The sequence below is a fragment of the Actinomycetospora lemnae genome, assembly GCF_028737315.1.
In the GTDB taxonomy this organism is placed as follows: domain Bacteria; phylum Actinomycetota; class Actinomycetes; order Mycobacteriales; family Pseudonocardiaceae; genus Actinomycetospora; species Actinomycetospora lemnae.
Genome location: NZ_JAQZAO010000001.1, coordinates 161290 through 185952, shown reverse-complemented (window position 1 = coordinate 185952; position 24663 = coordinate 161290). Strand labels below are relative to the sequence as shown.

General features: G+C 74.7%; 26 protein-coding genes and 1 tRNA gene. 13 read left to right on the top strand and 14 right to left on the bottom strand.

Translation table 11 applies throughout. The features are described from left to right. Positions 1 to 5: 5 nt before the first annotated feature. Positions 6 to 773, top strand: coding sequence for an ANTAR domain-containing protein (locus PGB27_RS00850; protein ID WP_274198434.1), 768 nt, complete (start codon positions 6 to 8; stop codon positions 771 to 773). 622 nt (positions 774 to 1395) lie between these two features. After that, a complete protein-coding gene (locus PGB27_RS00845; RefSeq protein WP_274198433.1) occupies positions 1396 to 1803 on the top strand; it encodes an MmpS family transport accessory protein in 408 nt (135 codons plus the stop codon). A gap of 86 nt (positions 1804 to 1889) precedes the next feature. Here PGB27_RS00845 and PGB27_RS00840 read toward each other — a convergent pair. Both PGB27_RS00840 and PGB27_RS00835 read right to left on the bottom strand, forming a co-directional pair. Then, positions 1890 to 1962, bottom strand: a tRNA-Arg gene (locus PGB27_RS00840). A 167-nt stretch (positions 1963 to 2129) separates the two neighbouring features. Beyond that, positions 2130 to 2660 (bottom strand): hypothetical protein, encoded by a 531-nt coding sequence (locus tag PGB27_RS00835; protein WP_274198432.1) that lies wholly within the window; start codon positions 2658 to 2660, stop codon positions 2130 to 2132. Between the two features lie 130 nt (positions 2661 to 2790). Between PGB27_RS00835 and PGB27_RS00830 the strand changes: the two genes are divergently transcribed. Then, positions 2791 to 3579 carry an SIR2 family NAD-dependent protein deacylase gene (locus PGB27_RS00830; RefSeq protein WP_274198431.1) on the top strand — a complete coding sequence of 263 codons (789 nt, stop codon included), beginning with the start codon at positions 2791 to 2793 and terminating at the stop codon, positions 3577 to 3579. Here PGB27_RS00830 and PGB27_RS00825 read toward each other — a convergent pair. Next, on the bottom strand, positions 3576 to 4346 hold the full coding sequence (locus PGB27_RS00825; protein ID WP_274198430.1) for a bestrophin-like domain: 771 nt from the start codon (positions 4344 to 4346) through the stop codon (positions 3576 to 3578). The genes PGB27_RS00830 and PGB27_RS00825 overlap by 4 nt on opposite strands. A 107-nt stretch (positions 4347 to 4453) precedes the next feature. Between PGB27_RS00825 and PGB27_RS00820 the strand changes: the two genes are divergently transcribed. The 6 genes from PGB27_RS00820 to PGB27_RS00795 all read left to right on the top strand — a co-directional run bounded on the left by PGB27_RS00820 (position 4454) and on the right by PGB27_RS00795 (position 9344). Beyond that, positions 4454 to 4972: a hypothetical protein gene (locus PGB27_RS00820; RefSeq protein WP_274198429.1), complete on the top strand. Its 519-nt coding sequence runs from the start codon at positions 4454 to 4456 to the stop codon at positions 4970 to 4972. A gap of 49 nt (positions 4973 to 5021) precedes the next feature. After that, positions 5022 to 5873, top strand: a complete 852-nt coding sequence (locus PGB27_RS00815; protein WP_274198428.1) for an oxygenase MpaB family protein — start codon at positions 5022 to 5024, stop codon at positions 5871 to 5873. A gap of 109 nt (positions 5874 to 5982) precedes the next feature. Further along, complete coding sequence (locus PGB27_RS00810) at positions 5983 to 7131, top strand: acetyl-CoA C-acetyltransferase (protein WP_274198427.1); 1149 nt, start codon at positions 5983 to 5985, stop codon at positions 7129 to 7131. Positions 7132 to 7143: 12 nt separating this feature from the next. After that, the gene (locus tag PGB27_RS00805) at positions 7144 to 7929 is read left to right on the top strand and encodes an SDR family oxidoreductase (protein WP_274198426.1); all 786 of its coding nucleotides are present in this window, start codon (positions 7144 to 7146) and stop codon (positions 7927 to 7929) included. A gap of 45 nt (positions 7930 to 7974) precedes the next feature. Then, positions 7975 to 8601 (top strand): maleylpyruvate isomerase family mycothiol-dependent enzyme, encoded by a 627-nt coding sequence (locus PGB27_RS00800; RefSeq protein ID WP_274198425.1) that lies wholly within the window; start codon positions 7975 to 7977, stop codon positions 8599 to 8601. Positions 8602 to 8624: 23 nt separating this feature from the next. Then, positions 8625 to 9344 (top strand): DsbA family protein, encoded by a 720-nt coding sequence (locus PGB27_RS00795; protein ID WP_274198424.1) that lies wholly within the window; start codon positions 8625 to 8627, stop codon positions 9342 to 9344. A gap of 6 nt (positions 9345 to 9350) precedes the next feature. On the opposite strand, the gene PGB27_RS00790 is transcribed toward PGB27_RS00795, so the two are convergent. Further along, positions 9351 to 10448 carry an NYN domain-containing protein gene (locus tag PGB27_RS00790; protein ID WP_274198423.1) on the bottom strand — a complete coding sequence of 366 codons (1098 nt, stop codon included), beginning with the start codon at positions 10446 to 10448 and terminating at the stop codon, positions 9351 to 9353. Positions 10449 to 10560: 112 nt separating this feature from the next. Between PGB27_RS00790 and PGB27_RS00785 the strand changes: the two genes are divergently transcribed. Continuing rightward, positions 10561 to 11592 carry a M29 family metallopeptidase gene (locus PGB27_RS00785; protein WP_274198422.1) on the top strand — a complete coding sequence of 344 codons (1032 nt, stop codon included), beginning with the start codon at positions 10561 to 10563 and terminating at the stop codon, positions 11590 to 11592. Positions 11593 to 11648: 56 nt separating this feature from the next. After that, entirely contained in the window at positions 11649 to 12410 is a 762-nt protein-coding gene (locus tag PGB27_RS00780) for a maleate cis-trans isomerase family protein (protein ID WP_274198421.1), read from the top strand. Between the two features lie 79 nt (positions 12411 to 12489). Here the strand turns inward: PGB27_RS00780 and PGB27_RS00775 are convergent, their stop codons facing one another. The 10 genes from PGB27_RS00775 to PGB27_RS00730 all read right to left on the bottom strand — a co-directional run bounded on the left by PGB27_RS00775 (position 12490) and on the right by PGB27_RS00730 (position 22958). After that, complete coding sequence (locus PGB27_RS00775; RefSeq protein WP_274198420.1) at positions 12490 to 13359, bottom strand: alpha/beta fold hydrolase; 870 nt, start codon at positions 13357 to 13359, stop codon at positions 12490 to 12492. Further along, a complete protein-coding gene (locus PGB27_RS00770) occupies positions 13356 to 14015 on the bottom strand; it encodes an isochorismatase family protein (protein ID WP_274198419.1) in 660 nt (219 codons plus the stop codon). Before PGB27_RS00770 ends, PGB27_RS00775 begins: the two co-directional genes overlap by 4 nt. Further along, the gene (locus PGB27_RS00765; RefSeq protein ID WP_274198418.1) at positions 14005 to 14730 is read right to left on the bottom strand and encodes an SRPBCC family protein; all 726 of its coding nucleotides are present in this window, start codon (positions 14728 to 14730) and stop codon (positions 14005 to 14007) included. Before PGB27_RS00765 ends, PGB27_RS00770 begins: the two co-directional genes overlap by 11 nt. Next, positions 14727 to 15248 carry a (2Fe-2S)-binding protein gene (locus PGB27_RS00760; RefSeq protein ID WP_274198417.1) on the bottom strand — a complete coding sequence of 174 codons (522 nt, stop codon included), beginning with the start codon at positions 15246 to 15248 and terminating at the stop codon, positions 14727 to 14729. The genes PGB27_RS00765 and PGB27_RS00760 overlap by 4 nt, the downstream gene beginning before the upstream one ends. Next, a complete protein-coding gene (locus tag PGB27_RS00755; protein ID WP_274198980.1) occupies positions 15245 to 17704 on the bottom strand; it encodes a xanthine dehydrogenase family protein molybdopterin-binding subunit in 2460 nt (819 codons plus the stop codon). Before PGB27_RS00755 ends, PGB27_RS00760 begins: the two co-directional genes overlap by 4 nt. Before the next feature lie 77 nt (positions 17705 to 17781). After that, positions 17782 to 18672 carry an FAD binding domain-containing protein gene (locus tag PGB27_RS00750; protein WP_274198416.1) on the bottom strand — a complete coding sequence of 297 codons (891 nt, stop codon included), beginning with the start codon at positions 18670 to 18672 and terminating at the stop codon, positions 17782 to 17784. A gap of 112 nt (positions 18673 to 18784) precedes the next feature. After that, positions 18785 to 20197 (bottom strand): MFS transporter, encoded by a 1413-nt coding sequence (locus PGB27_RS00745; RefSeq protein WP_274198415.1) that lies wholly within the window; start codon positions 20195 to 20197, stop codon positions 18785 to 18787. Positions 20198 to 20244: 47 nt separating this feature from the next. Next, the gene (locus PGB27_RS00740) at positions 20245 to 21513 is read right to left on the bottom strand and encodes an FAD-dependent monooxygenase (protein WP_274198414.1); all 1269 of its coding nucleotides are present in this window, start codon (positions 21511 to 21513) and stop codon (positions 20245 to 20247) included. Positions 21514 to 21664: 151 nt separating this feature from the next. Further along, on the bottom strand, positions 21665 to 22186 hold the full coding sequence (locus tag PGB27_RS00735; RefSeq protein ID WP_332843726.1) for a MarR family winged helix-turn-helix transcriptional regulator: 522 nt from the start codon (positions 22184 to 22186) through the stop codon (positions 21665 to 21667). A 145-nt stretch (positions 22187 to 22331) separates the two neighbouring features. Then, positions 22332 to 22958 (bottom strand): TIGR03086 family metal-binding protein, encoded by a 627-nt coding sequence (locus PGB27_RS00730; protein WP_274198413.1) that lies wholly within the window; start codon positions 22956 to 22958, stop codon positions 22332 to 22334. 89 nt (positions 22959 to 23047) lie between these two features. On the opposite strand from PGB27_RS00730, the gene PGB27_RS00725 reads away from it, so the two are divergent. Together PGB27_RS00725 and PGB27_RS00720 are read left to right on the top strand one after the other, a co-directional pair. Further along, positions 23048 to 24046, top strand: coding sequence for a helix-turn-helix transcriptional regulator (locus PGB27_RS00725; RefSeq protein WP_274198412.1), 999 nt, complete (start codon positions 23048 to 23050; stop codon positions 24044 to 24046). 11 nt (positions 24047 to 24057) lie between these two features. After that, positions 24058 to 24633, top strand: a complete 576-nt coding sequence (locus tag PGB27_RS00720) for a hypothetical protein (protein ID WP_274198411.1) — start codon at positions 24058 to 24060, stop codon at positions 24631 to 24633. Positions 24634 to 24663 lie beyond the last annotated feature (30 nt).

The window sequence follows — 24663 nt, the reverse complement described above, 5'->3', positions numbered from 1 at the left end:
AGGCCATGGCACGTGACGGAGACGCGGCGCACGACGTCCCGGCCGACATCGGCGGGGACCCCGAGATGCGTGGGGAGGCGGCCGGGGTGACCCCTCCACTGGCGTGCCTGGGCGGGCTCAGGACGCCGGGCCGTCACGACGCGGAGGGGCTCGTGCACCGGCTCGTCGCGGGCGCCGTGCAGGCCGTCCCGGCCGCCGACGCCAGCGGCGTCGATGAGCTGGGCGACGACGACGCGCGGTCGCGCGCCGCCAGCCTGCCCGTGGTGGAGGAGCTCGCTCACCTCGCCGTCGCGACGAACGAGGGCCCCCTGGTGGAGGCGACGGGGGCGCGGCCGGGGTCGGCGATGGTCACGGACCTGGACGACACCTCGATGCGACGGTGGCCGCGCTGGGCGAGACGAGCCCGCACGGCCGGTGTCGGCGCGGTGCTGACGGTGGTCCTGCCGTGCGGCGCGCGTCGACGGACCCGGCTGCTCAGCCTCTACGGGCCGCTCCCCGGGACCTTCGGTGCCTCGAGTGCCGCGACCGCGCAGGCCTTCGCCGCCCCGCTCGCCGTCGCCCTCCCGGCGGCCCACCGCGTCGCCGCGCTGGAGCGCGGTCTGGCCTCGCGCGACCTGATCGGGCAGGCCAAGGGCGTGCTCATGGCACGCCGGGGCATCGACGCCACCTCCGCGTTCGAGCACCTCGTGCGGCTCTCGCAGGAGAGCAACACCCGCCTCGCGGTCGTGGCCGCGCGGCTCGTCGACGAGGTCGAGACCGCGTCCGGGGTGTGAGACGTCGCCGCGGCGGACGCCGAGCAGCGCCGCAGGAGGCGCGGGCCGCGCGCGACGGACTGTGGCGTTCACTCGGCAGAGGTGCGTCGACGGCCGCCTGGGCGAGTCGTCGGCGAGTCGTCGGCCGAGTCGTCAGGGAGTCGCAAGGTCGGACCGGGGCCTGCGGGGCGGGTCCGCTGGGAGAGTGCGGGCGGCGCCGGCACCGGCTGCCGCGCGCCGCGTCGGGTCCGGACGAGGCCATCCCCCTGCCCCGTCCGGCCCGGCGTCGTCGCCGTGAGGGCGGTCCGCGGGCTGCGGCACCCGTCCTCGACCAGCTCTGGTCCGACATCGAGAGGTTCGCGTGGATCAGCCACGAGACCCGCACGGACAGCCGGGCTCTCAGGGGCAGGCTCCACCGGGTCCCGGTCGGCGTCGACCGCGACGGACGGGCGCTCCCGCGAGACGCTCCGATCCCGCGATCCCGGGCCCACCCGGTGCGGACGCCCCGACCACTCCTCTGCGTCCTGCCCTCGCCCCCGGCCACCCGGGTGTCCCGCCGGTCCCGCGCGACGTGCGGCTCGTCTCACCGGCCCGGAAGCCGTCCCGCCCCCGGCCGACCGATCGGCGAGCCCGGTGGCGCGGGGTGGTCCTCGCCGTCGCGATCGGCGCGGTGCTCGTCATCGCGCTCCTCGCCGCGGTCCGAGCGGCGGTGCCCACCCCGTCCGGTCGCACGGCGCCACCGCTGTCGACCGGGTCGGGTGTGGTCTACGAGGCCACCGGCGACGCCGTTCGAGCCCTGGTGACCTACGGCCGCAACGGGGCCGCGTCGCGGGAGAACGGCGTCGGTCTCCCGTGGAGCACGAGGTCGACCTCGGGCGACGGTCACGACACCTACACCCTCACGGTGCAGTCGTCGACCGCCGTCGCCGGGCTGATCACGTGCCGGATCCGGGTGGACGGAGAGGTGATCGCCGCGCAGACGTCGTCCGCCCGGTACTCGGCGGTGTCCTGCGTGGGGAGCCCGGACCAGCGCCCGGCGACCGGACGATGACGGATGTCGTGACCTGCGGGTCGTGCCCGGCGAGGTCGTGGCCCTGCTCGACGCCGACGGCGCCGGCACACGGGTCAGGCTGCGGGCGCCCCCGGCAGGATTCGAACCTGCGACACCGGCTTTAGGAGAGCCGTGCTCTATCCCCTGAGCTACGGGGGCCCGGCGCCAGCGTAGCGGTCGCCGCGCTCATGCCCTCGCGCCGTTTCGCGCCGGCGTCTGTTCGGGAAACGACTCATCACCGCCGGCCGAAGGCCGGCGGTCGGGACGGCTCCGCCGGCCGTTGAGCCACCAGCACCGGCGGAGTCGTTGCCGCGTGCGCGCTCGCGCTAGGACACCTCGGACGGGGCGTGCACCGCTTCGGCCGGCATCCGCGAGGACGGGACGTCGACCCGCCGCGAGCGCTCCGCGGCCTCGGCGAGCGCGCGGTGGAAGCGGTCGGTCTCGGGGCCGCCGTCGGTGACGACCACCCGCGAGCCGCGCTCCGTGGCGCCGACGGGCGTGGACAGCAGGCCGATGCCGGGCTCGGGCCCCTCGACGCGGGTGACCTCGAGCTGGTGGAGACGGTGGAACGCGACCTGCGCGTCCGGGTCGGACCCGTCGCGGTCGGGGTCGCGGTCGGTGACCACGAGGAGATCGGGCGTGAGCAGGAGCTCCGTGGTCCGGCGGCGCGGACGGCCCCGCCCGAACCAGCCCGAGGTCCCGACGACGACGTCGGTGCGCACGGCGTGCGTGACCTCGGGCAGCGGGTCGCGGGCCAGCCCGCGGACCTCGGCCTGCTCCTGGATGAGCGAGATGACGGCGGTCGGCAGGCTGTGCACGCCGATGACACGCGATGACGGCTGACGGTGGGTCCCCACGACACCCCTCCCCGGTGGGCGCCCGAGCCGGGGATCCATCACCCGGAGGTGCTCGCGACGCCGCACGGGTGAGGTCGGGGTGAATCAAGGGCGTGTTACACCCGCCCCCCGAGTGGGGGACCGTGGGGGCATGGGAGAGGACCTGGACGACGGCCCCGACGACGCGGACGTGGCCCGGGCCGCGGACCTCCTCGCGCGGGCGCAGCGGGTCACCGTGCTCACCGGCGCGGGCGTCTCCACCGACTCCGGCATCCCCGACTTCCGCGGGCCGCAGGGCGTCTGGACCCGCAACCCCGCGGCCGAGCGGCTCTCGACGCTGCAGGCCTACGTCGCCGACCCGGAGGTCCGCCGGGAGTCGTGGCGCCAGCGTGCCGTGCACCCGGTCTGGGAGGCCCGCCCCGGTCCCGCGCACAAAGCGCTCGTCGACCTCGAGCGCTCCGGGCGCCTGCTCGCGCTGCTGACCCAGAACATCGACGAGCTGCACCAGGCGGCCGGGTCGTCACCGGACCTCGTCGTCGAGCTGCACGGGACGGTGCACCACACGCAGTGCCTGTCGTGCGGCGCCCGCGCGCCGATGGCCGAGACGCTCGCGCGCGTCGCGGCCGGCGAGGAGGACCCGCCGTGCGCCCTGTGCGGCGGCATCCTCAAGTCGGCGACGATCTCGTTCGGCCAGGAGCTCGACGCCGGCGTGATCATGCGCGCGCGCCGGGCCGCGGTCGAGGCCGATGTCCTGCTCGCGGCCGGCACGTCGCTGGGCGTGCACCCGGCGGCCGGCGTCGTCGACCTGGCGGCGGCCGCGGGGGCGGCGGTCGTCATCGTCAACGCCGAGCCGACGCCGTACGACGACGTCGCGACGGTCGTGCTGCGCGGCGGGACGGGCGAGCTGCTCCCGCGTCTCGTGGCGGGCGTGGACGGTTAACGGGCGAAGTCGGTGAGCACCCGCTGCAACGGCGCCGGCGTCACCGCGACGTCGCCGCGGAACGGCTGGTCGATCGCGATGGCGACGAAGAGCAGCACGCCGATGGTCGCGGCGAGGCTGCCGGTCATGAGCAGGTGCAGCGCCGTGCTGCGCAGCCCGAAGACCAGGCCGAAGCCAATGGTGACCGCCGCGCCGAGCACGAGCGCGATCCACAGCACGCCGGGCAGCCCCTGGCCGACGAAGTCGAGGCGCTGCGAGCGGAAGGACACGACCTCCGCGAACCGGTCGGCCTCGACGCCGAGGTACTCCTGCCGGGCGGGCGTGTCCACCGGCAGGGCGGCGAGGTGGTCGGCGATCCGGTCGAGCACGGCGACGACCGCCGGGTGGCCGGCCTCGCCGCGGCTCATCGCCGGCCACTCGTGGGTCACCACGGCCGTGGCGTAGTCGCGGACGTCCGCCGCGAGCTGCTCGCGGACCTCCGGCGGGAACGCCGCGCTCTCGCGCTCGAGTCCGCGCAGGGCGCTCGCCTCCTGCCCGACGACGTTCTGCGCCGCGCTGAACTGCTGCCACGTCACGACCACGACGAACGCCAGGAGCACCGCGTAGATCACGCCGACGATGGCGATGAGGTAGCCGGCGACGTCGTTGTGCTCGCCCTCGGCGAGGTGGGGCCACCGGCGGCGCACGAGCAGCTGCAGCCCGACGACCAGGGCCGGCGCGACGACGACGAGCAGCACGAACAGCGCCCAGACCGGCAGCATGGTCATCGGGGGCCCGGGTCCGCGGCGGACACGAGGCGAGCCTAACGGCTCAGCGGGATGGACCGACCGGCCACGCTGTGCGAGCGGGCGGCGACGGGAGCACCATGCGCCTCATGACCTCCGTCGACCTCGCCCAGGTGCCGCAGCGTCTCGCGACCGGCGCCTTCATCCTCAACTCCGGCCTCCAGAAGTGGACCGGCGACGAGGAGACCGCGTCCGGGCTGCACGGCTTCGCGTCGGGCGCGTACCCGTTCCTCAAGGACATGGACCCGCCGACCTTCCTCAAGGCGCTGTCCATCGGGGAGATGGCCGTCGGCGCCACGCTGCTCGCGCCGTTCGTCTCCGGCCGCGTCGCCGGTGCCGCGCTGACCGGGTTCTCGGCGGGGATGCTCGGGCTCTACCTGCGCACGCCGGGGATGCACGACGGCAAGCTGCGCCCGACGCAGCAGGGCACACCGATCGCCAAGGACATCTGGATGCTCGGCATCGGTGCGGCGCTGCTGCTCGGGTCCGGGCGCCGTCGCGCGGAGAAGAAGGCCGAGAAGCGGGTGTGGAAGGCCGAACGGCGGGCGGCCCTGGCCGAGGCGAAGGTGTCGCAGACCGCGGCGGAGCTCGCGAGCGAGCGTGGTTGACGCGCCGCCGATCGGTGACCCCGTCCTCATGGGGACGGACGTGGCGGGCGTGACGGACGGGGCCGGCGACCTCGGCGAGCCCGGCGAGCTCGGCGACCTCGGCCTCTTCGGCCCGACGTCGGTGACGTGGCGGGTGCAGCTGGAGCCGGTGCTGTGGGTGGCCGGGATGCGGGCGCTGCTGCTGCAGTCGCTGCACCCGCAGGTCATGCGCGCGACCTTCCAGAACTCCGCGCTCTTCGACCCGAAGAAGGCGTGGCCGCGCTTCCAGCGCACGGTCGGCTTCGTCGGCACCCGGACCTTCGGGACGCGGGCCGACGTGGAGGCTGCGGGCTCGCGGGTCCGGCGCCTGCACGCCACCCTGCGCGGTCGCGACCCCGACGGCACCGAGATCGCCCTCGACGACCCGGAGAACCTGCTCTGGGTGCACAACGCCGAGATCGACTCGTACGTCGACGTCGCCCGCCGCGCGGGCGTGGTCGACGACGCCGAGGCCGACGCCTACGTCGCCGAGAGCGTGCGGGCCGCCGAGGTCGTGGGCCTCGACCCGGCGATCGTCCCGGCGTCGCGGGCCGAGCTCGCCGCCTACTTCGACCGCGTGCGTCCGCGGCTGCGGCTCACCGACGAGGCGCGGCGCGGCGTCGGGGGCCTGCTCACCCCGCAGCCCAGCGCGCCGACGGGGATCGCGCTGACGCTGTCGTCGATCGCGGCGATCTCGTTCTCGACGCTGCCCCGCTGGGCACGGCGCATGTACGGGCTGCCGGGCCTGCCGACCACCGACCTCGGCGTCACCCTCGCCCTGCGCGCGCTCTACCGGGCGACGACCCTGCTGCCCGACCTCCCCGCACCGCCGGACGTCGACCGCGCCCGCCGGCTGGTCCGCGAGGCCCGCGCCGCCGGATGATCCGATCGCCTGGGTGACGGACCGGGGTGACGAGGTCACCCCTGGTGCCAGCCTGGCGTCCCCGCTGACACTGGACGCCAGGAAATCACCCTGGATCACCGGAGGCACCGTGGCCGTCACCGAGGCCTACATCGTCGACGCCGTCCGCACGCCGGTCGGCACCCGCAAGGGCGTGCTGGCCGACGTGCACCCCGCCGACCTCGGCGCGCACGCGCTGACGGCCCTCGTGGAGCGCACCGGCATCGACCCCGGCGCCGTCGAGGACGTCCTCATGGGCTGCGTCTCGCAGCTGGGCCCCCAGGCCGGCGTCATCGGGCGCACGGCGTGGCTCTCGGCCGGCTTCCCCGAGCACGTCCCCGGTACGACGATCAACCGCGCCTGCGGCTCGTCGCAGCAGGCGCTGCACTTCGCCGCGCAGGCGGTGCTGTCGGGCACCCAGGACATGGTCATCGCGGCCGGCGTCGAGAACATGGCGATCGTCCCCATCGACGCCAACGCCGCCGTGCTGGAGCGCATGGGCACCCGCCGCGAGGGCCCGGGCTGGATCGAGCGCTACGGCGAGCAGGAGATCAGCCAGTTCCGCGGCGCACAGCTCATCGCCGAGAAGTGGGACCTGCGTCGCCCGCAGCTCGAGGAGTTCGCGGTCGAGAGCCACCGCCGTGCCGCGCGGGCGACCGACGAGGGCCGCTTCGCCAGCCAGATCGCACCGCTGGGCGGACTCGACCGCGACGAGGGCATCCGCCCGGACGCGAACGTCGAGAAGATGTCGACGCTGCCGCCCCTGCGCGAGGGCTACGAGCTCACGGCGGCGGTGTCCAGCCAGGTGTCGGTGGGCGCCGCGGCGTTGCTCGTCGTGTCCGAGGACGCCCTGCGCACCCACGGCCTGACCCCGGTCGCGAAGGTCACGACGCTGTCGGTGGTCGGTGAGGACCCGGTCTTCATGCTCACCGGCCCGATCCCCGCGACGCGCGACGTCCTGCGGCGCGCGGGGCTGACGATCGACGACATCGACCTGTTCGAGTGCAACGAGGCGTTCGCGCCCGTCGTGCTGGCCTGGGCGCAGGAGACCGGGGCGCCGCTGGAGCGCACCAACGTCAACGGCGGCGCCATCGCCATGGGCCACCCGCTCGGCGCCACCGGCGCGATCCTCGCGACCAAGCTGGTCCACGAGCTGCACCGCACGGGCGGCACCCGCGGCCTGCAGACGATGTGCGAGGGCGGCGGCCAGTCCAACGCGACGATCATCGAGCGGGTCTGACACCGTCACCGCATGGAGCTGACTGATCGGGTCGCCGTCGTCACCGGGGCCGGCGGCGGCATCGGGCGGGCGCTGGTGGCCGCGCTGCGCGGGGCGGGGGCGCGGGTCGCGGCCACCGACCGGGACGGTGCCCTCGACGCCGTGCGCGACGGGACGGACGCCGACCTCGTCCGCCCCCTCGACGTCACCGACGCCGACGCCACCGCCGCGATGCTCGCCGAGGTCGAGGGCGCGCTCGGGCCCGTCGAGCTGTTCTTCGCCAACGCGGGTGTCGCCGCGGGCACCGACCCCGTCGAGACCACCGACGACGTCTGGGACACCGTCCTCGACGTCAACGTGCGCGCGCACATCACCGCCGCGCGCCTGCTGCTGCCCGGCTGGCTCGAGCGCGGCGAGGGCTACTTCGTCGCGACCGCGTCGGCGGCGGGGCTGCTGACGCAGATCGGGTCGGCGCCCTACGCGGTCAGCAAGCACGCGGCGGTGGCGTTCGCCGAGTGGCTCTCGGTGACCTACGGCGCGCGGGGGGTCCGGGTCAGCACCGTCTGCCCGATGGGCGTGGCGACGCCGATGCTCGAGATCGATCCGGGCGGCATGGGCTCGCGGGCCACCGGTGCGGTCCGTGCGGCCGGCGAGGTGCTCACCCCCGAGGCGGTGGCGGACGCCGTCGTCGAGGGCGTGCGGCGCGAGGAGTTCCTCGTCCTGCCCCACCCCGAGGTGCTGACCTTCTTCCGGCGCAAGGCCGGCGACTACGAGCGGTGGCTCGCGGGCATGCGCCGCCTGCAGGACACGCTGGACTGACCGGCGACTCGTGCCCGGCCGGTGCGGGCTGCCACGATGCCGCGCATGGCCGACGTGCTCGCCCTCGCGCGCGAGGAGCGCGGTGACCTCGCCGACTTCCTCGCGACGCTCACCCCCGAGCAGTGGGACGCGCCGACGCTGTGTCCCGGATGGTCGGTGCGCGACGTCGTCGCCCACGTCATCAGCTACGACGTGCAGGGCATGACCGGGTTCGTGCGCATCCTCGCGCAGTCGGGCTTCTCCCCGGACCGCGCCAACCGGCGCGCCGTCGACGCCCTGCACGAGCTCGACCCCTGGAACCTCGTCGACCTCGTGCGCCGCTACCGCACCCCGGAGGGGCTCGCGGCGCGGTTCGGGTACCGGATCGCGCTGACCGACGGCACGATCCACCACCAGGACATCCGCCGTCCCCTCGGGCTGCCGCGCACGATCCCGCCGGAGCGCCTGCGGGCGGTCCTCGCCTTCGCCGTGGTCGCCCCGCCGATCCACGCGGCCCCCCGCATCCGCGGGCTGCGCCTCGTGGCCACCGACGTCGACTGGACCTGGGGGAAGGGTCGGGAGGTGACCGGCCCGGGCGAGGCGGTGCTCATGGCGGCGGCCGGGCGGGCCGACGCCCTCGACGAGCTCGACGGCCCGGGCGCGGGCACCCTCGCCGACCGCGTGCGGGCGTGATCAGCCCGACCTAGGGTCGCGGGGTGGACGTCCGCTTCTGGTTCGACCCGATCTGCCCCTTCTGCTGGATGACGAGCAAGTGGCTGCGCCTGGTCGCAGGCCAGCGCGACCTCGACATCGAGTGGCGCTTCATCTCGCTGCGCCTGGTCAACGCCGGGGTGGACTACGCCGCGCAGTTCCCGCCCGAGTACGAGGCGGGCCACACCGCAGGCCTGCGCGGGCTGCGGGTCGCGGCCCGGGCGCGCAAGGAGCACGGTACCGACGCCCTCGACCGCCTCCAGGAGGCGTTCGGCCGCCACGTCTTCGAGCAGGAGCCGGTGCCCGACACCTCCGTGGCGCGCGAGGCGCAGGGCAGCGACACGTTCCTCGCCGGCGTGCTGACCACCGCGGAGCTGCCGACGACGCTCGTGGAGGCCGCCGACGACACCGCGTGGGACGAGGTCGTGCAGGCCGAGACCGATGAGGCGCTCGCCCTGACCGGACGGGACGTCGGCACCCCGATCATCCAGGTCGACCCGCCGGACGGGCTCGCGTTCTTCGGCCCCGTGATCAGCCGCATGCCGACCGCCGAGCAGGCGGGCGAGCTGTGGGACCACGCGGTCGGGCTCGCGCGCTTCCCCGGCTTCGCCGAGCTCAAGCGCTCGCTGCGCGAGCAGCCGCAGCTCCCGTCGTTCGGGGTGTCCACCGACGAGGTCGGCGTCATGGAGGACTGGCACGGCGGGAGCCGTCGCCAGCACCGTTGAGCGGGCTCAGTACACCGAGAGCTGGTAGTCCCCGCGGCCGTCGTCCCAGTCCATCGTCACGAGGTCACGGGCGCGGGCGGCGCGGGCGAAGGCCAGGAAGTTGGAGAACCCGTAGCGCTTCTCCGAGAACCCCGGCTCCCGCTTGCGCATCTGGTCCTTGAGGCCCGAGAGCTGGGGCGGTGCGCCCGCGGCCTCCTCCAGGTCGCGCACCGTGGTGGCGAAGAGGGCGAAGGCCTCGTCCTCGGCCGAGGCGTCCTCGGGGAACGCGACCTCGGGGTCGCCGGCGGCCGTGCCCGGGGCGAGGGCGAGGACACCGCGGTGCTCGAGGTGACGCAGGAGCTCACCGAAACCGCGGAAGCCGTGGTCGCCCTCGTCGAACGTGGGGTCCTTGCGCAGGATCGCGCGCTTGAGTGTCGACGCCCGGACCGGTCCGTCGGTGGCACGCGCCAGTCCCGCGAGGGTGCTGGTGACGACGGCGGCGAGGTCGGGGTCGGACGCCGCGGGGGCGGTCTCCTCGACCGGCTCGGGGGCCTCCGGCTCGACGGGCTCCGGCTCGACGGGCCCCGGAGCGGCGGCCGGTGTGGCCGGGCGGCGCCGGGACGGGCGCGCCAGGAGCGGGCGGGCCTCCACACCGGGCAGCCGGTCGTAGAAGAGGAACTCGTCGCACGCCGCGGGCAGCAGCTTCGAGGTGGACGACTGCACGCCGATGCCGATGACGCGCTTGTCCATCTCGCGGAGCTTGTGCATGAGCGGGGTGAAGTCGGAGTCGCCGGTGCCGATCGCGAAGGTGGTGACGAACCCGCGCTCGTAGGCGAGCTCGATGGCGTCGACGGCCATCTTGATGTCCGCCGCGTTCTTGCGGGAGCCGCCGATCCGCTGCGGGATCTCGATCAGCTCGACCTGGGCGCGCGCGAGCAGGCGGCGGTCCTCGTCGAACGCCGACCAGTCGCCGTACGCGCGGCGCGTCACGACCCGGCCCCGCTCGGCGAGCGCGTCGGCGACCGGCCCGAAGTCGAACGGGGACACGCCCAGCCCGTCCCGCGCCCCGATCGCGAGGTTCTCGTAGTCGAGGAACAGGGCGATGCGTTCGTCCTCGGGTGCCATCGGGGCAGCCTAGGCCCCTGCGCCGTCCGGCCGTCCGGGCATGACGATTGGGTTGCAGACCTTGCGTGCTCGGATAGTACGTGCTCGGATTGAAGCCGGAGGTGGTCGACCGATGGACCAGAACCTGTTCAACGACATCTGCCTGCAGCAGCTGCGGCTCTCCGGCGTGCACGAGGGCGAGACGGTCGCCGTGCTGACCCGCGGCGCCGAGCGCGGGGAGTACGCCGACGCGTTCCTCTGGGCGGCGCAGCAGCTCGGGGCGGCGACCTTCCACCTGCGCCTGCCCCCGCCCGCCAGCGCGTCGGGCGCGTGGGCCGTGGGCGACTCCGGCCTCGGGAACATCCCGCTGGCCGTCGAGGCGCTCAAGTCGGTCGACATGCTCGTCGACTGCACGTTCCTGCTGTTCTCACCGGAGCAGTTCGCGATCCAGGACGCCGGCACCCGCATCCTCACCGCCGTCGAGCCGCCCGAGCTGCTCGCCCGCCTCATGCCCACCACGGAGCTGCGCGAGCGCGTCGAGTACGGCGCCGACCTGCTCGCCAAGGCGCAGACGATGCGCATCACCAGCCCCGCGGGCACCGACGTCACCTACCGCCTCGGCGTCTACCCGACGATGAGCGAGTACGGCTACACCGACACCCCCGGGCGCTGGGACCACTGGCCCGCCGCGTTCGTGTTCACCGGCGGCGCCGACGACGGCGTCGACGGGCAGATCGTGCTCTCGCCGGGCGACGTGCTGCTGCCGTTCAACACCTACGTGCAGACGCCGGTGACGCTCCAGATCGAGCAGGGCTTCATCCGCGACATCCGTGGTGGCCTCGACGCGGAGCTCCTGTCGAGCTACATCAAGAGCTTCGACGACCCCCGCGGCTACGGCATGTCCCACGTCGGCTGGGGCCTCGACGAGCGCGCCCACTGGCACGGCCTGACCCAGTTCCCCGGCGGCATGGGCATGGAGCTGCGCAGCTTCTACGGCAACGTCATGTTCTCGATCGGTCCGAACAACGAGCTCGGCGGCCCGAACGACACCCCGTGCCACTTCGACATCCCGATGCGCGGCAACTCGCTCTACCTGGACGACGAGCTCGTCGTCGACCAGGGTGAACTGACCATCCCCGAGATGAAGCCGGTGGCGACGCGGTGACCGACCCAGCAGAAGTCGAGCTCCGCTCCGCTTCGTCTCGCGACCACCACATCGGGATGATCGTCCCGAGCTCGAACCTGACGATGGAGACCGAGCTCCCGCGCATGCTCGCCGCGCGGGAGCGGGTGCTGCCCGACGACCGGTTCGTCTTCCACGCCGCCCGGGCGCGCATGCAGCACGTGACGCCCGAGCAGCTCAAGGCCATGAACGAGCAGGCGGCCCGCGCGGCCACCGAGCTCGCCGACGCCCGCCCGGACGTCGTCGCCACCGCGTGCCTCGTGGCGATCATGGCCCAGGGCCCGGGCTTCCACTGCACCGCCGAGGACGACATCACCGCCGCGCTGCGCGCCGAGGGTTCTTCGGCCCCGGTCGTCTCGAGCGCGGGTGCCCTGCTGTCGGGCATCGCGGCCCTCGGGGCGAAGCGGGTGGCCATCGTGACGCCGTACATGGAGCCGCTGACGCAGGCGGTCGTGGCCTACCTGGAGGACGCGGGCGTCGAGGTCGTCGACTCCCTGTCGCTGCAGGTGCCCGACAACCTGGCCGTCGCCCGGCTCGACCCGCAGGACCTGCGGGAGCACTACAAGAAGGTGGACGTGACGGGCGCCGACGCCCTCGTGCTCTCGGCGTGCGTGCAGATGCCCTCGCTGCCGGTGATCGAGGCGGTGCAGGACGAGGTGGGCCTGCCGGTGCTGTCCGCGGCCACCGCGACGACCTTCCGCATCCTGTCCGAGCTGGGCCTCGAGACGCGCGTCCCCGACGCGGGCGCGCTGCTGAGCGGTTCGGTCACCGACCCGGGGGACGTGACGCGGGCGGCGTGACGCCGGCGCCTGTTGTGCGTGTGTGTTCGTGACCGAAGGGCACCTTCGCTCGATCTAGTCGAGCGAAGGTGCCCTTCGCTCAGATCAGGGCGCGCAGGGCCTGGCGCGTGGCCTCGAGCGCCGCGGCGGGGTCGTCCCAGAAGACCATGTGGCCGGTGCCCGGGACCTCGACGATCGCCGCCTCCGGGTTGGCCTTCGCGGCCTCCTCCGCGCCGGCGGCGGTGACCACCGGGCTGTCGCCGCCGTGGATGAGCACGGTCGGGGCGGGCACCGAGGGCCAGATGGCGAAGAAGTCCTCGGACTCGAAGCCCGCGTGCGTGGCGACGATCGCGTCGCGCGAGATCGAGCCCATCCAGCGGGCGCGCAGCTCCTGCTCGCGGCGGGGCCAGCGGGGCCACGACTGCGCGACCTCGTCGGCGGTCGTCCCCCGGCGGGCCTGGTCGAGCTGGCCGAGGAACGCCTCCAGCGTGGTCGGGTAGGGCCCGCGACCCGGTCCGCTCATGGGCGGGTCGACGAGGACGGAGCCGCGCGACCCGACCCGGCCGGCCGCGGCGGTGGCCGCGACGATGCGCGCGCCCATCGAGTGGCCGAGCAGGATCGGGCGCTCGAGGCGCAGCCCGCGCACGACGGCCTCGACGTCGCGGGCGTAGGTGTCGAGGTCGTAGGCCGTGGGGTCGGGGCCGTTGTCGGACAGGCCGCGACCGCGGACGTCGAGGACGACCGGGCGCACGAGGTCGGTGAGCCCGCGCACGACGAAGTCCATGCTGATCGCGGGGCTCGTGATGCCCGGGACGACGACGAGCGGCGGGCGCCCCTCGGGGCCGTAGTCGAGCAGGTGCAGCAGCGGGCCGCGCGAGCGCACCCAGCGGCTGTCGGCCGGGACCTCGCCGAGGTCGGCGAGCGCCGGCTGGGACAGGACGCGGCGGTCCGCGGGCTCGGGCTGTGTCACGTGTCGGCCTTCCGGAAGGGGTCGTCGAGGTAGGACACGGCGTCGTCGAGCGTGACGACGTCGGCGTACTTGGCCTGCAGGTCGAACAGTGCCGCGTCGTGCGGGGCCCGCGCACGGTCGCCGCAGGCGTCGGCGACGACGAGGGTGTCGAAGCCGGACTGGACGGCGTCCACCGCGGTCGCCCGCACGCAGCCCGAGGTGGTGGCGCCGCAGACCACGGCCGTGTCGACGTGCAGGCCGGTGAGGAGGGACGCCAGCCCCGAGCCGTGGAACGCCGAGGCGCCCTTCTTGACGATCAACGGGTCGTCGCCGCGGTGGTCGAGGCGCGGGTCGATCGCCACGGCCTCGCTGCCCTCGCGCAGCGCGCGCATGCCGGGGGCCTTGCGCAGCCAGGCGATCGCGTCGCCGTCGGCCTCGGCGGGGGTGTAGCTGATGACGGTCCAGACGACCGGCGCGCCGCCGCGGCGGGCGGCGTCGACGAGGCGGTTCGTGGCGGCGACCTCGGCGGTCAGGTCCGAGCCCGAGGGGAAGGCGGCCTCGGTGAAGCCGCGGGTGAGGTCGACGACGACCAGCGCCGGGCGCGACCCGCGGGGCACGGCGGCGCCGAAGCCGGCGCGGGCGTAGACGGCGTCGACGGGCGTGTGCTCAGCGGCCACGGCGCAGCTCCCGGATGAGGTCCTTCTGCCCGCGCAGCCGCCCGAGCAGGTAGCCCTGGAACACGCCGACGGCCGCGACGCCCGCCAGCGCGGCCCAGCGGCCGGCGTTGGGGGGCAGGAACATCGCCAGGCCGTCGAGGGCCTCGCCGCCGGCGGGGGTAGAGGGCGCGGCCGAGGTGGTCGAGGTGGCCGAGGTGGTCGAGGTGGGGGATTTCCTGGCGTCTGATGCCAGCGTGGACGCCAGGCTGGCATCCCCGGGTGCCGGCGCGGCGTCGGAGGAGAGCTCGCCGGCGAGGTTGCGGGCGAACTGGTCGAGCAGGCGGCTGGAGACCGTCGTGATGGCGCCCTTGCCGAACTGCGCGATCTTGCCCCGGATGAGCAGGTCGGTGTGCAGGTCGAGGGTCGAGCCGCCGTCGGCCTCGGCCACCGACAGCACGACGTCGGCCTCCGCGTCGCCCGCGCCGTGGGCGTCCGACGCCCGGGCCGACAGGCGCAGCGTGCGCTGCTCGGGCACGACCTCGGTGAACCGCAGCGTGCCCGCGTACGCGGCGCTGATCGGCCCGACCTTGACCTTCACCCGGCCCCGGTACGCCTCGCCGTCGCGGCCCTCGAGCGTCGCGCCCGGCAGGCAGCCGGCGACCCGCTCGACGTCGTTGAGCAGCGCGAACACCGCGTCCGGCGCGGCCGGCACGTCGAGGTGGTTGTCCAGGATCACGAGCAGCTCTCCCAGTCCACGGGTCGAGCTCCGCTGCGCTCCGTCTCCCGTCGTGAGCAGGCCGTCGCGTGCACCGCGTCGACGATGGTCTGGTAGCCCGTGCAGCGGCACAGGTTCGCCGAGAGCGCCTCGCGGATGTCCTCGCGCGAAGCGTCGGGCTGCTCGGCCAGCACGCCCTCGGCGAGCATGAGGAAGCCGGGCGTGCAGAAGCCGCACTGCAGGGCGTGGTGGTCGCCGAACGCCCGCTGCAGGTCGGAGAGCTCCCCGTCCCGGGCGAGCGACTCCACCGTGCGTACGTCGGCGCCCTCGGCCTGCACCGCGAACACCAGGCACGCGCGCGTCGGGGCGCCGTCGACCAGCACGGTGCACGCCCCGCACACCCCGTGCTCGCACCCGACGTGGGTGCCGGTGAGGCGCAGGTCGTGGCGCAGGACGTCGGCGAGCGTGCGCCGCGGTTCGACGACCACCTCGTGCTCGGCGCCGTTGACCGTCAGCGACAGCAGGTGCGGGTCGTTCACGAGGTGCCCTCCAGCGCGTCCAGGACCGTCCCGGGGTGGATCGGGGTGGTGTCGAGCTCGACGCCGGTGTGGCGCAGGGCGTCGTTGACGGCGTTCAGCACGGCCGCCGGCGCGCCGATCGTGCCGCCCTCGCCCGCGCCCTTCGCGCCATTGGCGGTGAACGCGCACGGCGTCTCCAGGTGCGCGATCGAGACGTCGGGGATCTCGGTGGCGGTGGGGACGAGGTAGTCGATGAACGACGCGGCCGACGGCTCGCCCTGGTCGTCGTACGTGACCTCCTCGAACAGCGCGCCCGCGATGCCCTGGGCGATCCCGCCGCGGCACTGCCCGTCGACGACCTGCGGGTGGATGACGACCCCGCAGTCCTCGACGCACACGTAGCGCAGGATGCGCACCTGCCCCGTGCCCGGGTCGGCCTCGACGACGGCGGCGTGCGTGGCGTTCGAGAACGTGCCGTCGCCGGGGACGTCGAAGCTCGCGGTGGCCGTCAGCGTCGGGTCGACGTCCTTGGGCAGGAGGTGGGCACGCAGGTGGGCGACGTCGGCGATGTCGGCGAACGACAGCCGTTTGGGTGACGGGTCCGGCTCCGCTCCGCTGCGCGTCCGCGACGGGTCGTCGAGCTGCACCACCCCGCCGTCGCCGTCGAGCGCGACGTTCTCCGGGCGGGTCTCGAGCAGGTGCGCGGCGATGCGGCAGAGCAGCTCGCCGAGCCGCTCGGAGGCCAGCGCGACCGCCGAGCCGCCGATCGTCACCGACCGCGACGCGAACGTGCCCCACCCGTAGGAGATGCGCTCGGTGTCGCCCTGGCGCAGCTTGACCTGCTCGGGGTCGAGGCCGAGCCGGTCGGCGACGATCTGCGCGAACGTCGTCTCGTGCGACTGCCCGTGGTTCATCGTGCCGCTGGTGACCACCACCGAGCCGGTGGTGTCCATGCGGATCTCGGAGATGTCGAACCCGGGGACGACGGTCATCTTCCGCTTGGCGAACGCCTCCGACCCGTAGCCGGTGCGCTCGGAGAAGCAGCAGAAGCCGATGCCCAGGTGCCGGTCACCCCGCTCCCGCGCCTCGAACCAGCCCTCCTCGCGGATCGTCGCCTCGGCGAGGTCGAGCGACTCGCGGTAGGTGCCGGGGTCGTAGGTGACGCCGTTGATCCCGGTGTACGGGAACGCGGTGATGACGTTGCGCCGCCGCACCTCGACCGGGTCCATGCCGAGCGCCCGCGCCGCCTTCTCCATGACGCGCTCGATCGCCATCACGTACTGCGGGCGGCTCACCCCGCGGTAGGGCGCGGTCGGGGCCTTGGTGCTGGTGATCGCGCGGCCGCGCACCCGGTAGGCGGGCACCCGGTACACGCTGGGCATCTCCGCGGAGGCCATGAGCGGCTCGATGCCGGCGGTGAAGGGGTAGCAGGAGTAGGCGCCCATGTCGCAGACGACGTCGACGTCGAGCGCGGTGATGTGCCCGTCGGCGTCGAACGCCGCACGCGTGCGGTACTCCTGCTCGCGGGCCAGGAAGCCCGCGGTCAGGGCCTCGCGCCGGTCCTCGATCCACTTGACGGGACGGTCGAGACGCCGCGCCGCCGCGGCCACCGCGATCTCCTCGCGGCCGACGACGCACTTCTGCCCGAAGCCGCCGCCCATGTCCGGGACGGTCACGCGCACGGTGCGCTCGGGGATCCCGAGCGAGCGGGCCAGCACCGTGCGGACCTGGTGGGGGACCTGGGTGCACGTCTGCACGAGCAGCTGGTCGTCGCGCGCGTCCCACGACGCCACCGCGCCGCGGGTCTCGAGCGGCAGGGCGTTCTGCCGGCCGCTGCGCGTCGTGACCTCGACGACACAGCCTCGACGGGTCGAGCTCCGCTCCGCGTCGTCTCCCGCAGCCTCCGCGAACGCCTCGTCCACGCCGGGGGTGTCGAACATCGACACGTCGAGCAGGACGTTGTCCGGGGCCTCCTCGTGCACCACCGCCGCGCCCGGGGCCAGCGCCGACGCGGACGAGACGACGGCGTCGAGCACGTCGTAGGACACCCGCGCGGCCTCGATGCCGTCCTCCACCGCGTACGGGTCGGACGCGACGACCAGGGCGATCGGCTCGCCGACGAACCGGACCTTGCCCTTCGCGAGCACCGGCATCGCGGTCGGCGTGAACTCCTCGGGCGGGCGGTCGAGGATCGCGACGATGTCGCCGAGCGCGAGATCGGCGCCGTCGAAGGCGGCGACGACACCGGGCACCTCGCGGGTCGCGCTCAGGTCGACGTCGGTGACGTGGGCGTGCGCGACGGTCGCGCGCACGAAGCCCGCGTGCAGCATCCCGGGCAGCGCGATGTCGTCGACGAACCGGCCGCGGCCGGTGAGCAGGCGCGGGTCCTCGCGCCGGGGCACCGACGCGCCCACCCAGCGGCCCCGGCGGCCGTCGAAGCGCGGCTCGTCGGGACGGTGCTCGTGACCGGCGGACAGGGGGTGGACGGGCCGGTCGGGGTCGGCGGCCTCGTGCGGCGCGGTCTGGTCGGGCCGGTCGGTGGTGGTCAGGTCCGTCACGGCTGCGGCTCCTGCAGGGTCCCGGCCGCCTGCCGGCACGCGTCCGCCACGAGGGTGCGGGTGAGCCGGCGGCGGTAGGTGGCGGTGGTCTGCGGATCGTCGGGCGGGTCGATCGCCGCGGCGGCCGCGTCGGCGACGGCGCCGACCAGCGCGTCGTCCCGGGCGTCGCCACCGGCGGCGAGCACCGCCTCGGCCTCCGGCACCCGGATCGGGGCGGGCGCCACGCCACCGAGCACGACGCGCCCGCCGGTGACGTCGCTGCCGTCGAGGTCCAGGGCGACCGCGGCGTCGACGATCGCGAAGTCGCCGTGGCGGCGGGCGAACTCCGTCAGCGCCGCGTGCGGGGCGGGCCGGGTGAAGCGGACCTCGACGACGACCTCGTCGGGATCGACCGCGGTGGCGTAGAAGCCGTGGAAGAGCTGGTCGGCGGGGATCTCACGGCGCCCGCCGGGGCCCTCGGCGACGACGACGGCGTCGAGCAGCAGCGCGAGCAGGCACCACTCGGCGGTGGCGTCGCCGTGCACGAGGCTCCCGGCGACGGTGCCGCGGCTGCGGATGGGCAGGTGCCCGACCCAGCGCATGGCGCGGGCGAGGACCGCGAAGCCCTCGGGCAGCTTCGCGGTCTCGACGGCGCGGTGGGTGACGAGGGCGCCGAGGGCCAGCGTGTGCCCGTCGTGGTCGATCGCCGTCATCGACGGCACCCGCCGCAGCGGGCCGAGGTCGACCAGCGCCGACGGCCGCGAGAGGCGGAAGGTCATCATCGGCATGAGGCTCTGCCCGCCGGCGATGATCTTGGGGTCCTCGCCCGCCGCGGCCAGGTCGGTGAGCAGACCGACGGCGTCCGCGACGTCGTGCGCGCGGTGGTAGGTGAACGCGGCGGGCTTCACGGCCGCGGGCCTCCTCGGGACTCGGGCGGGCTCCGGTCCGGGATCCGGCGAAGGGCGCCCCCGGTCGGGTAGACCGACCGAGGGTGCCCTTCGCTCGGGTCGGGGGAGCGGGTCAGGCGCGGGTGCGCTCGGTGTCGGTCGGGGTGCTGGCGTCGAGCGGGGCGTCCGGCACGTCGGTGGTGATCCGGTCGAGCTCGCGACCCGCGGTCTCCGGCGCGCCGACCCACATGAACACCACCGCGGCGAGGACGAGCACCCCGAGCAGGGTGAACGTCAGCGGCAGGCCGAGCACGGGCCAGAGCACGCTGCCGAACAGCAGCGGGGCGAACCCGGTGATCGCGCGGCTCGACGACGACGCCCAGCCGAAGCCCGAGGCGCGCAGCTCGGTGGGATAGAGCTCGGAGACGTAGGCGTACATGACCGGGATGACCACCAGCGCGAACAGCCCGAACGCGCCGATGGCGATCACCGCGAGGGTCGGGGTGCCGAGCAGCAGCGAGAAGGCGACGAGCGTGGCGGCCGCGATCGGGCCGGCCAGCGCGATGACCTTCTTGCGGCCCCAGCGGTCGACGACCAGCACCGAGAGCGCGACACCGACGATGCCGAGCGCGTTCATCAGGGTCGTCGAGGCGAACGCGGCGATCTCGCCGAAGCCCTCGGCGCGCAGGATCGAGGGCATCCAGCTCAGGGCGGCGTAGTAGACGAGCATGACGGCGATGAACAGCGACCACGCGACGGCGGTGATGCGCGGGTTGAACGCCCAGACGCGACGCAGCTGGTCGACGGCCGCGGCCCAGGCGCCGCCCCTCTTGTCCTCGGCGACGGGCTCGGGGATGGCGTAGGGCTCGGCGGTGGCGCCGGTGCGGGTCACCATGTCGTCGATGACGGCGCGGGCCTCGGCCTCACGGCCCATACGGGAGAGGTAGAGCGGCGACTCGGGCACCCCGCGGCGCACCCAGAACAGCAGCAGGGCCGGCAGGATCATGAGCACGAGCATCCAGCGCCAGTTGCCCGTGACCGGGACGAGCAGCGTCGCGGACACGCCGGCGAGCGTGGCGCCGATCGGCCACCACCCGTCCATCGCGGCGAGCACCCGGCCGCGCTGCTTCTTCGGCGAGAACTCGCTGACGATCGCGTAGTCGACCGGGATGCAGCCGCCGAGGCCGACGCCGGCGAGGAAGCGCAGCAGCAGGAACATCTCGATGTTCGGCGACAGCGCGCCGAGCACCGAGAACAGCGCGAAGATCAGCAGGGTGATGCTGAAGGCCTTCTTGCGCCCGATGCGGTCGGCCACGGTGCCCCAGGCCACGGCGCCGACCGCCATGCCGATGAGGTTGGCCGTCGCGACCAGGCCCTTCTGTCCCGGCGTCAGCCCGAACTCGGTGCCGACCAGCGGGGTGAGGAAGCCGTTGAGGGCGACGTCCCAGGCGTCGAACATGTAGCCGAGGCCGCCGATGAGGAAGATCTTGCCTTGGACGCCCCAGCGCCAGGGCAGGTCCTGGACGATCTGGTCTCCGGTGCGCATGCGGTTCGCTCCCGTCGCGGAAGGGGTGGGGTCGCTCGGTCCGCGCGTCAGCGGGCGAACTGGTAGTGGATGGACTCGGTGTCGTGGTCGTGGAGCGGGCTGCCGTTCCAGAGCCAGTCGTAGGAGACGTCCGACTCGCCGTCGAAGCGGGCCAGCTTCTCGTCGCGCTCACGCTGCTCGGGGCCGTCGGGCAGGTGGTAGAAGGACATGTTCTGCAGCGAGGCGTCCTGCACCATGCCCGCGTGCTTGGCCCGGCGGTCGACGTAGCGCACGAGGGCGCCGTCGATGTCGTCGCGGGTGACCCGGCCCAGCTCCTCGGCGAGCACCGCGGCGTCCTCCATCGACTGCGAGGCGCCCTGCGCCTGGTAGGGCAGCATCGCGTGGCAGGCGTCGCCGAGCAGGGCGACCCGGCCGTCGACCCACACCGGGTCGCGGCGCCGGCGGTACATGGCCCAGAGCGAGACGTCCTCGGGCTTGGCCTTGGACAGCATCGCGGGCACGCGGTCGTCCCAGTCGGCGAAGTCGGCCGCGAGCTGCTCGGGGGTGGCCGGGCCGCTCCAGTCGCGCTCGATGCCCTCCGAGCACGGCACGATCGCGACGACGTTGAGGTACTGCCCGTTGCGGATCACGTAGTGCACGAGGTGCTTGTCGGGGCCGTACCAGATCGTCGAGTGGTAGCGGTCGACGAGGAAGCGGGTGGCCGGGTCCGCGGCGATCAGCTCGCCGGGGATCAGCGCCCGGTAGGCCATCTCGCCGGAGAAGACGAGCGTGTCGTCGAAGCCCGCGAGGTCGCGCACGGCCGAGCGGATGCCGTCGGCGCCGATCAGCACGTCGCCTTCGAAGCGGCGCCCGTCCTCGGCGACGGCGACCGGCCGCAGCGGGTCGCTCCGGTCGAGCTCGGCGACCTTGGCGCCGGTGTGCAGCGAGACCAGCGGGCCGGGGAGGTCCGGGTCGACGCAGGCGTCGAGCAGGACGCGGTGCAGGTCGGCGCGGTGGTAGTGCCAGTACGGGGCGCCGTACTGGTCGATGACGCGCCGGCCCAGCGGGAGCTGGGCGATGATGCTGCCGTCGGCCCAGCGGCGCCGGACCTGGTCCTCGGGCTGGGTGCGCACCGCCTCGAGCTGCGCGCGCAGCCCCAGGCCGATGAGGATGCGGCTGGCGTTCGGGGCGGTCTGGATGCCGGCACCGATCTCGCCCAGCTCCGGGGCGGCCTCGACGACGGTGACCCGCAGGCCGCGCTGGCGCAGCGAGAGCGCCGCGCAGAGGCCGCCCAGACCCCCGCCGACGATGGTGACCTCGAACGACTGGCTCGCCATGGTGCCGTTCCTCCGATGTGGTGCTCGCGTCCGGCTGCGTTAAATCCGAGCACGTACTATCCGAGGACGCAATACCTTGGCGGGTCCCGAGATGTGGCCGTAACAGATCGTCGGACCGGTGGAGATCCCGTCGGAGAGCCCGTGGGCGAGGTCAGAGCTGGTCGCGCTCCGCGACCTGCTCCCAGTGCGCACCGAGGTCGTTGAACAGCGACGCGAGGTGCGGACGCTGCTCCGGCGGGCAGCCCGCGAGCAGGGCGTCGTCGAGCGCGCGGGCCCGGCGGAACGTCTCCGCGAGCGCGGTGTCGCCCTCGTCGGTGAGCGTCAGGACCTTGGCGCGCGCGTCGTGCGGCGAGGCCGTCCGCGAGATGAGACCGCGCCGCTCCATGCGCCGGCAGACGTCGGCCATCGTCGAGGTGTCGAGCGCGACCGCCCCGGCGAGCGCGGTCTGGTCGGCGTCCGGGTAGGCGCGGATCGCCGAGAGCACGGCGAACTGGGGGCCGGTCAGCACGCCGTCGACGTGGCGGCTCCAGGCGGCGAGGTAGGCCTGGTAGAGGCGGCGCGCCCCGTAGCCCGGCGCGGCGACGAGATCCGCCGGCGGTGCGAGGCTGACGCGCTGGCGGGCGGCGCCGCGGGTCTCGCGACCGGCCTGCCCGTCGTCGTGCTCGCTCTCCACGGATGCCGACCTCGCCGTCACCGGCCCACCTCGCCCTCGGCGCCGGCCCGGGCACGTGATTGCGGGTCGACGGTCCCCCGGGCCCCGCCCGTCGCTCCCGCCCCAGATAGTACGTGTCCGGAACGGCGGGCGGGGGTCGGCGACGTCACCGTCCGGCGAGGCTCCCGTCCGCGGCGAACGCGGGGTCGCGGCCCAGCCACGCGGCGAGGCGGGTGTACGCGTCGGCGTCGGGAGCGGCGGGGACGGGCGGGCCGAAGGGGATCGGGCCGCCGCGGGGCTCGGCGGGCAGCACGCGGTGCGCGTTCTCCTCGACGGCCTCGGCGAGCGCGGGGTCGAGGCCGTCCGCGCGGCCCGTGGCCACGGCGAGGTCCCACGCGTGGACGGTGAGCTCCTGGACGTAGCCGAAGCCGACGAACCGGCCGGGCATCGTGCCCCACGGCACGGTGAGCACGCGGTCGAGCACCGCGTCGTCGGCGTCGTCGGCGCCGTCCAGGCCCCAGACGCGGTCGATGTCGGCGCGGGCGGTGGCGATCGCCGCGGCGTGGGTGCCGGCCGCGACCTCGGGCACCGCGTCGATGTCGGCGAAGTGCCCGCCGGCGCCGACGTGGGCGACGCGGCGGTGCACGCCGACGAGGTGGCCGAGCAGGGCGCGGACGTCCCAGTCGGTGCACGGGGTCGGGCGGTCGAGCGCGTCGGCGGGGGTGTCGGCGACGAGCCCGCCGACCTGGTCGAGCGCGGCGCGGAGCAGGGGACGGGGGTCGGGAGCGGTCATCGGGAGCCTCCTGGGTGCGGGGTGTGCGCAGGATCGTGCGCCCCGATACCGGACACCTGGCGTCCTGTTTTCCTGCCATCCTCGACGGCGTGCGTTCGGACCGTCTGCTCGCGACGTTGCTGCTCCTGCAGACCCACGGCCGGCTGCCCGCGCCGGAGATCGCGCGGCGCCTCGAGGTCTCGACGCGCACCGTGCGCCGCGACGTCGACGCCCTGTCGTCGGCGGGCGTGCCGGTGTACTGCGAGCGCGGGCGGCGGGGCGGGGTGGCGCTGCTCGAGGGTTACCGCACCGACGTCACCGGGATGACCGACGACGAGCTGCGCGCGCTCGTCGCGCTCGGGTCGTCGGACGGGGCGCTCGGCCCGGCCCTGGCCTCGGCGTCGCGCAAGCTGCTGGCGGCGCTGCCCGCGGCCCGCCGCGAGGGCGTCGACCGGGCCCGGCGCCGCCTGCTCGTCGAGCACCAGGGCTGGCGGCGCGCGCCCGAGGACCTGCCCGCCCTGCCCGCCCTCGACGCCGCGCTGGTCGCCGACGAGCGCGTCCGCCTGCACTACGCGACGGGCGACGCCGCCGTGGCCACCTGGCGCACGGTCGACCCGTACGGCCTGGTCAGCAAGGCCGGCACCTGGTATCTCGTCGCGGCGCACCGCGGGCGTCCGAAGATGTACCGGGTCAGCCGGGTCCGCGACGTCGCGCGCACGGGCACGCCCGCCCGCCGCCCCGACGACCGCGATCTCGCCGAGGTGTGGGCCGAGCTGCGCGACCGGCTGCAGGAGCCGACCGCCGAGGTCGAGGTCCGCGTGCTCGTCGACCCGGCGTGGGCGTCGACCCTGCGCCGCGTCGCGCTCGCCGTGCTCGCCGGGCCGTGGCGGCAGGAGGGCACCGCCCCCGACGGCCGGGAGGTCCTCGTCGCGCCGTTCCGGTCGGTCCTGGCCGCGCGGGCGGGCCTGCTCGGCTACGGCGACGCGGTCGAGGTGCTCGAGCCGGAGAGCCTGCGGGCGGACATGGCGGAGGCGGCGGCACGTGTCGTGGCTCTCTACCGCGGGGGAGCGGCACGATCATCCCTGCCGTCACCGCCGGGCGCAGATTAGGGTCTCGCGCCATGACGACGGTGTTGGTGACCGGTGGCGGCGAGCGACTGGCGGAGGTGGCCGAGGCCATCCGTGCGACGGGGGCGGAGACGACGGTGGTCGACACCCTCGACCGGCTCGGGGAAGCGGTGCGCGGGACGACGTTCGACGCGTACGTGCAGCTGCCGGTGGCCATGACGCCGCGCTCCGGCAGCCTCGTCTCCCGCGTCGAGCAGTTCCTCTCCGAGGGCCTGCTCTCCCGCTTCCGCGCCGCCGAGACCGTGCTGCCCCACCTCGCGGAGTCGGCGACGGTGATCCTCGTCGGCGGGCAGACCAACGTCGACATCGACGCCCCCGACGACCAGCAGGCCCGCACCGCGCTGATGCGGGTGCTCGCCCACGCCCTGCGCGCCGAGCGCGCGCCCGCCCACCTGCGCGTGCGCACCGCCGGGCCGGACTGGAGCGGCGCCGACATCGCCGCCAAGATCGACGCGTCGGACCCCGAGAGCTCGTCGACCCCCGAGCAGACCGGCAACCGCGAGGCGATCGGCAAGGCCTACGCCGACTGGCGCGCCGAGGTGCTCGGCCTGGTCCGCGCGGAGTTCTGAGGTCCGGGGCTGTCGGTCCCCGCCCGTACG

Excerpts from the sequence above, each read along its gene's own strand:
- PGB27_RS00720 (WP_274198411.1), top strand. The coding sequence starts at position 24,058 with ATGACGACGGTGTTGGTGACCGGTGGCGGCGAGCGACTGGCGGAGGTG.
- PGB27_RS00740 (WP_274198414.1), bottom strand. The coding sequence starts at position 21,513 with ATGGCGAGCCAGTCGTTCGAGGTCACCATCGTCGGCGGGGGTCTGGGC.
- PGB27_RS00850 (WP_274198434.1), top strand. The coding sequence starts at position 6 with ATGGCACGTGACGGAGACGCGGCGCACGACGTCCCGGCCGACATCGGC.
- PGB27_RS00730 (WP_274198413.1), bottom strand. The coding sequence starts at position 22,958 with ATGACCGCTCCCGACCCCCGTCCCCTGCTCCGCGCCGCGCTCGACCAG.
- PGB27_RS00820 (WP_274198429.1), top strand. The coding sequence starts at position 4,454 with ATGACCTCCGTCGACCTCGCCCAGGTGCCGCAGCGTCTCGCGACCGGC.
- PGB27_RS00825 (WP_274198430.1), bottom strand. The coding sequence starts at position 4,346 with ATGACCATGCTGCCGGTCTGGGCGCTGTTCGTGCTGCTCGTCGTCGTC.
- PGB27_RS00790 (WP_274198423.1), bottom strand. The coding sequence starts at position 10,448 with ATGGCACCCGAGGACGAACGCATCGCCCTGTTCCTCGACTACGAGAAC.
- PGB27_RS00780 (WP_274198421.1), top strand. The coding sequence starts at position 11,649 with ATGATCGTCCCGAGCTCGAACCTGACGATGGAGACCGAGCTCCCGCGC.
- PGB27_RS00805 (WP_274198426.1), top strand. The coding sequence starts at position 7,144 with ATGGAGCTGACTGATCGGGTCGCCGTCGTCACCGGGGCCGGCGGCGGC.
- PGB27_RS00785 (WP_274198422.1), top strand. The coding sequence starts at position 10,561 with ATGGACCAGAACCTGTTCAACGACATCTGCCTGCAGCAGCTGCGGCTC.
- PGB27_RS00745 (WP_274198415.1), bottom strand. The coding sequence starts at position 20,197 with ATGCGCACCGGAGACCAGATCGTCCAGGACCTGCCCTGGCGCTGGGGC.
- PGB27_RS00830 (WP_274198431.1), top strand. The coding sequence starts at position 2,791 with ATGGGAGAGGACCTGGACGACGGCCCCGACGACGCGGACGTGGCCCGG.
- PGB27_RS00800 (WP_274198425.1), top strand. The coding sequence starts at position 7,975 with ATGGCCGACGTGCTCGCCCTCGCGCGCGAGGAGCGCGGTGACCTCGCC.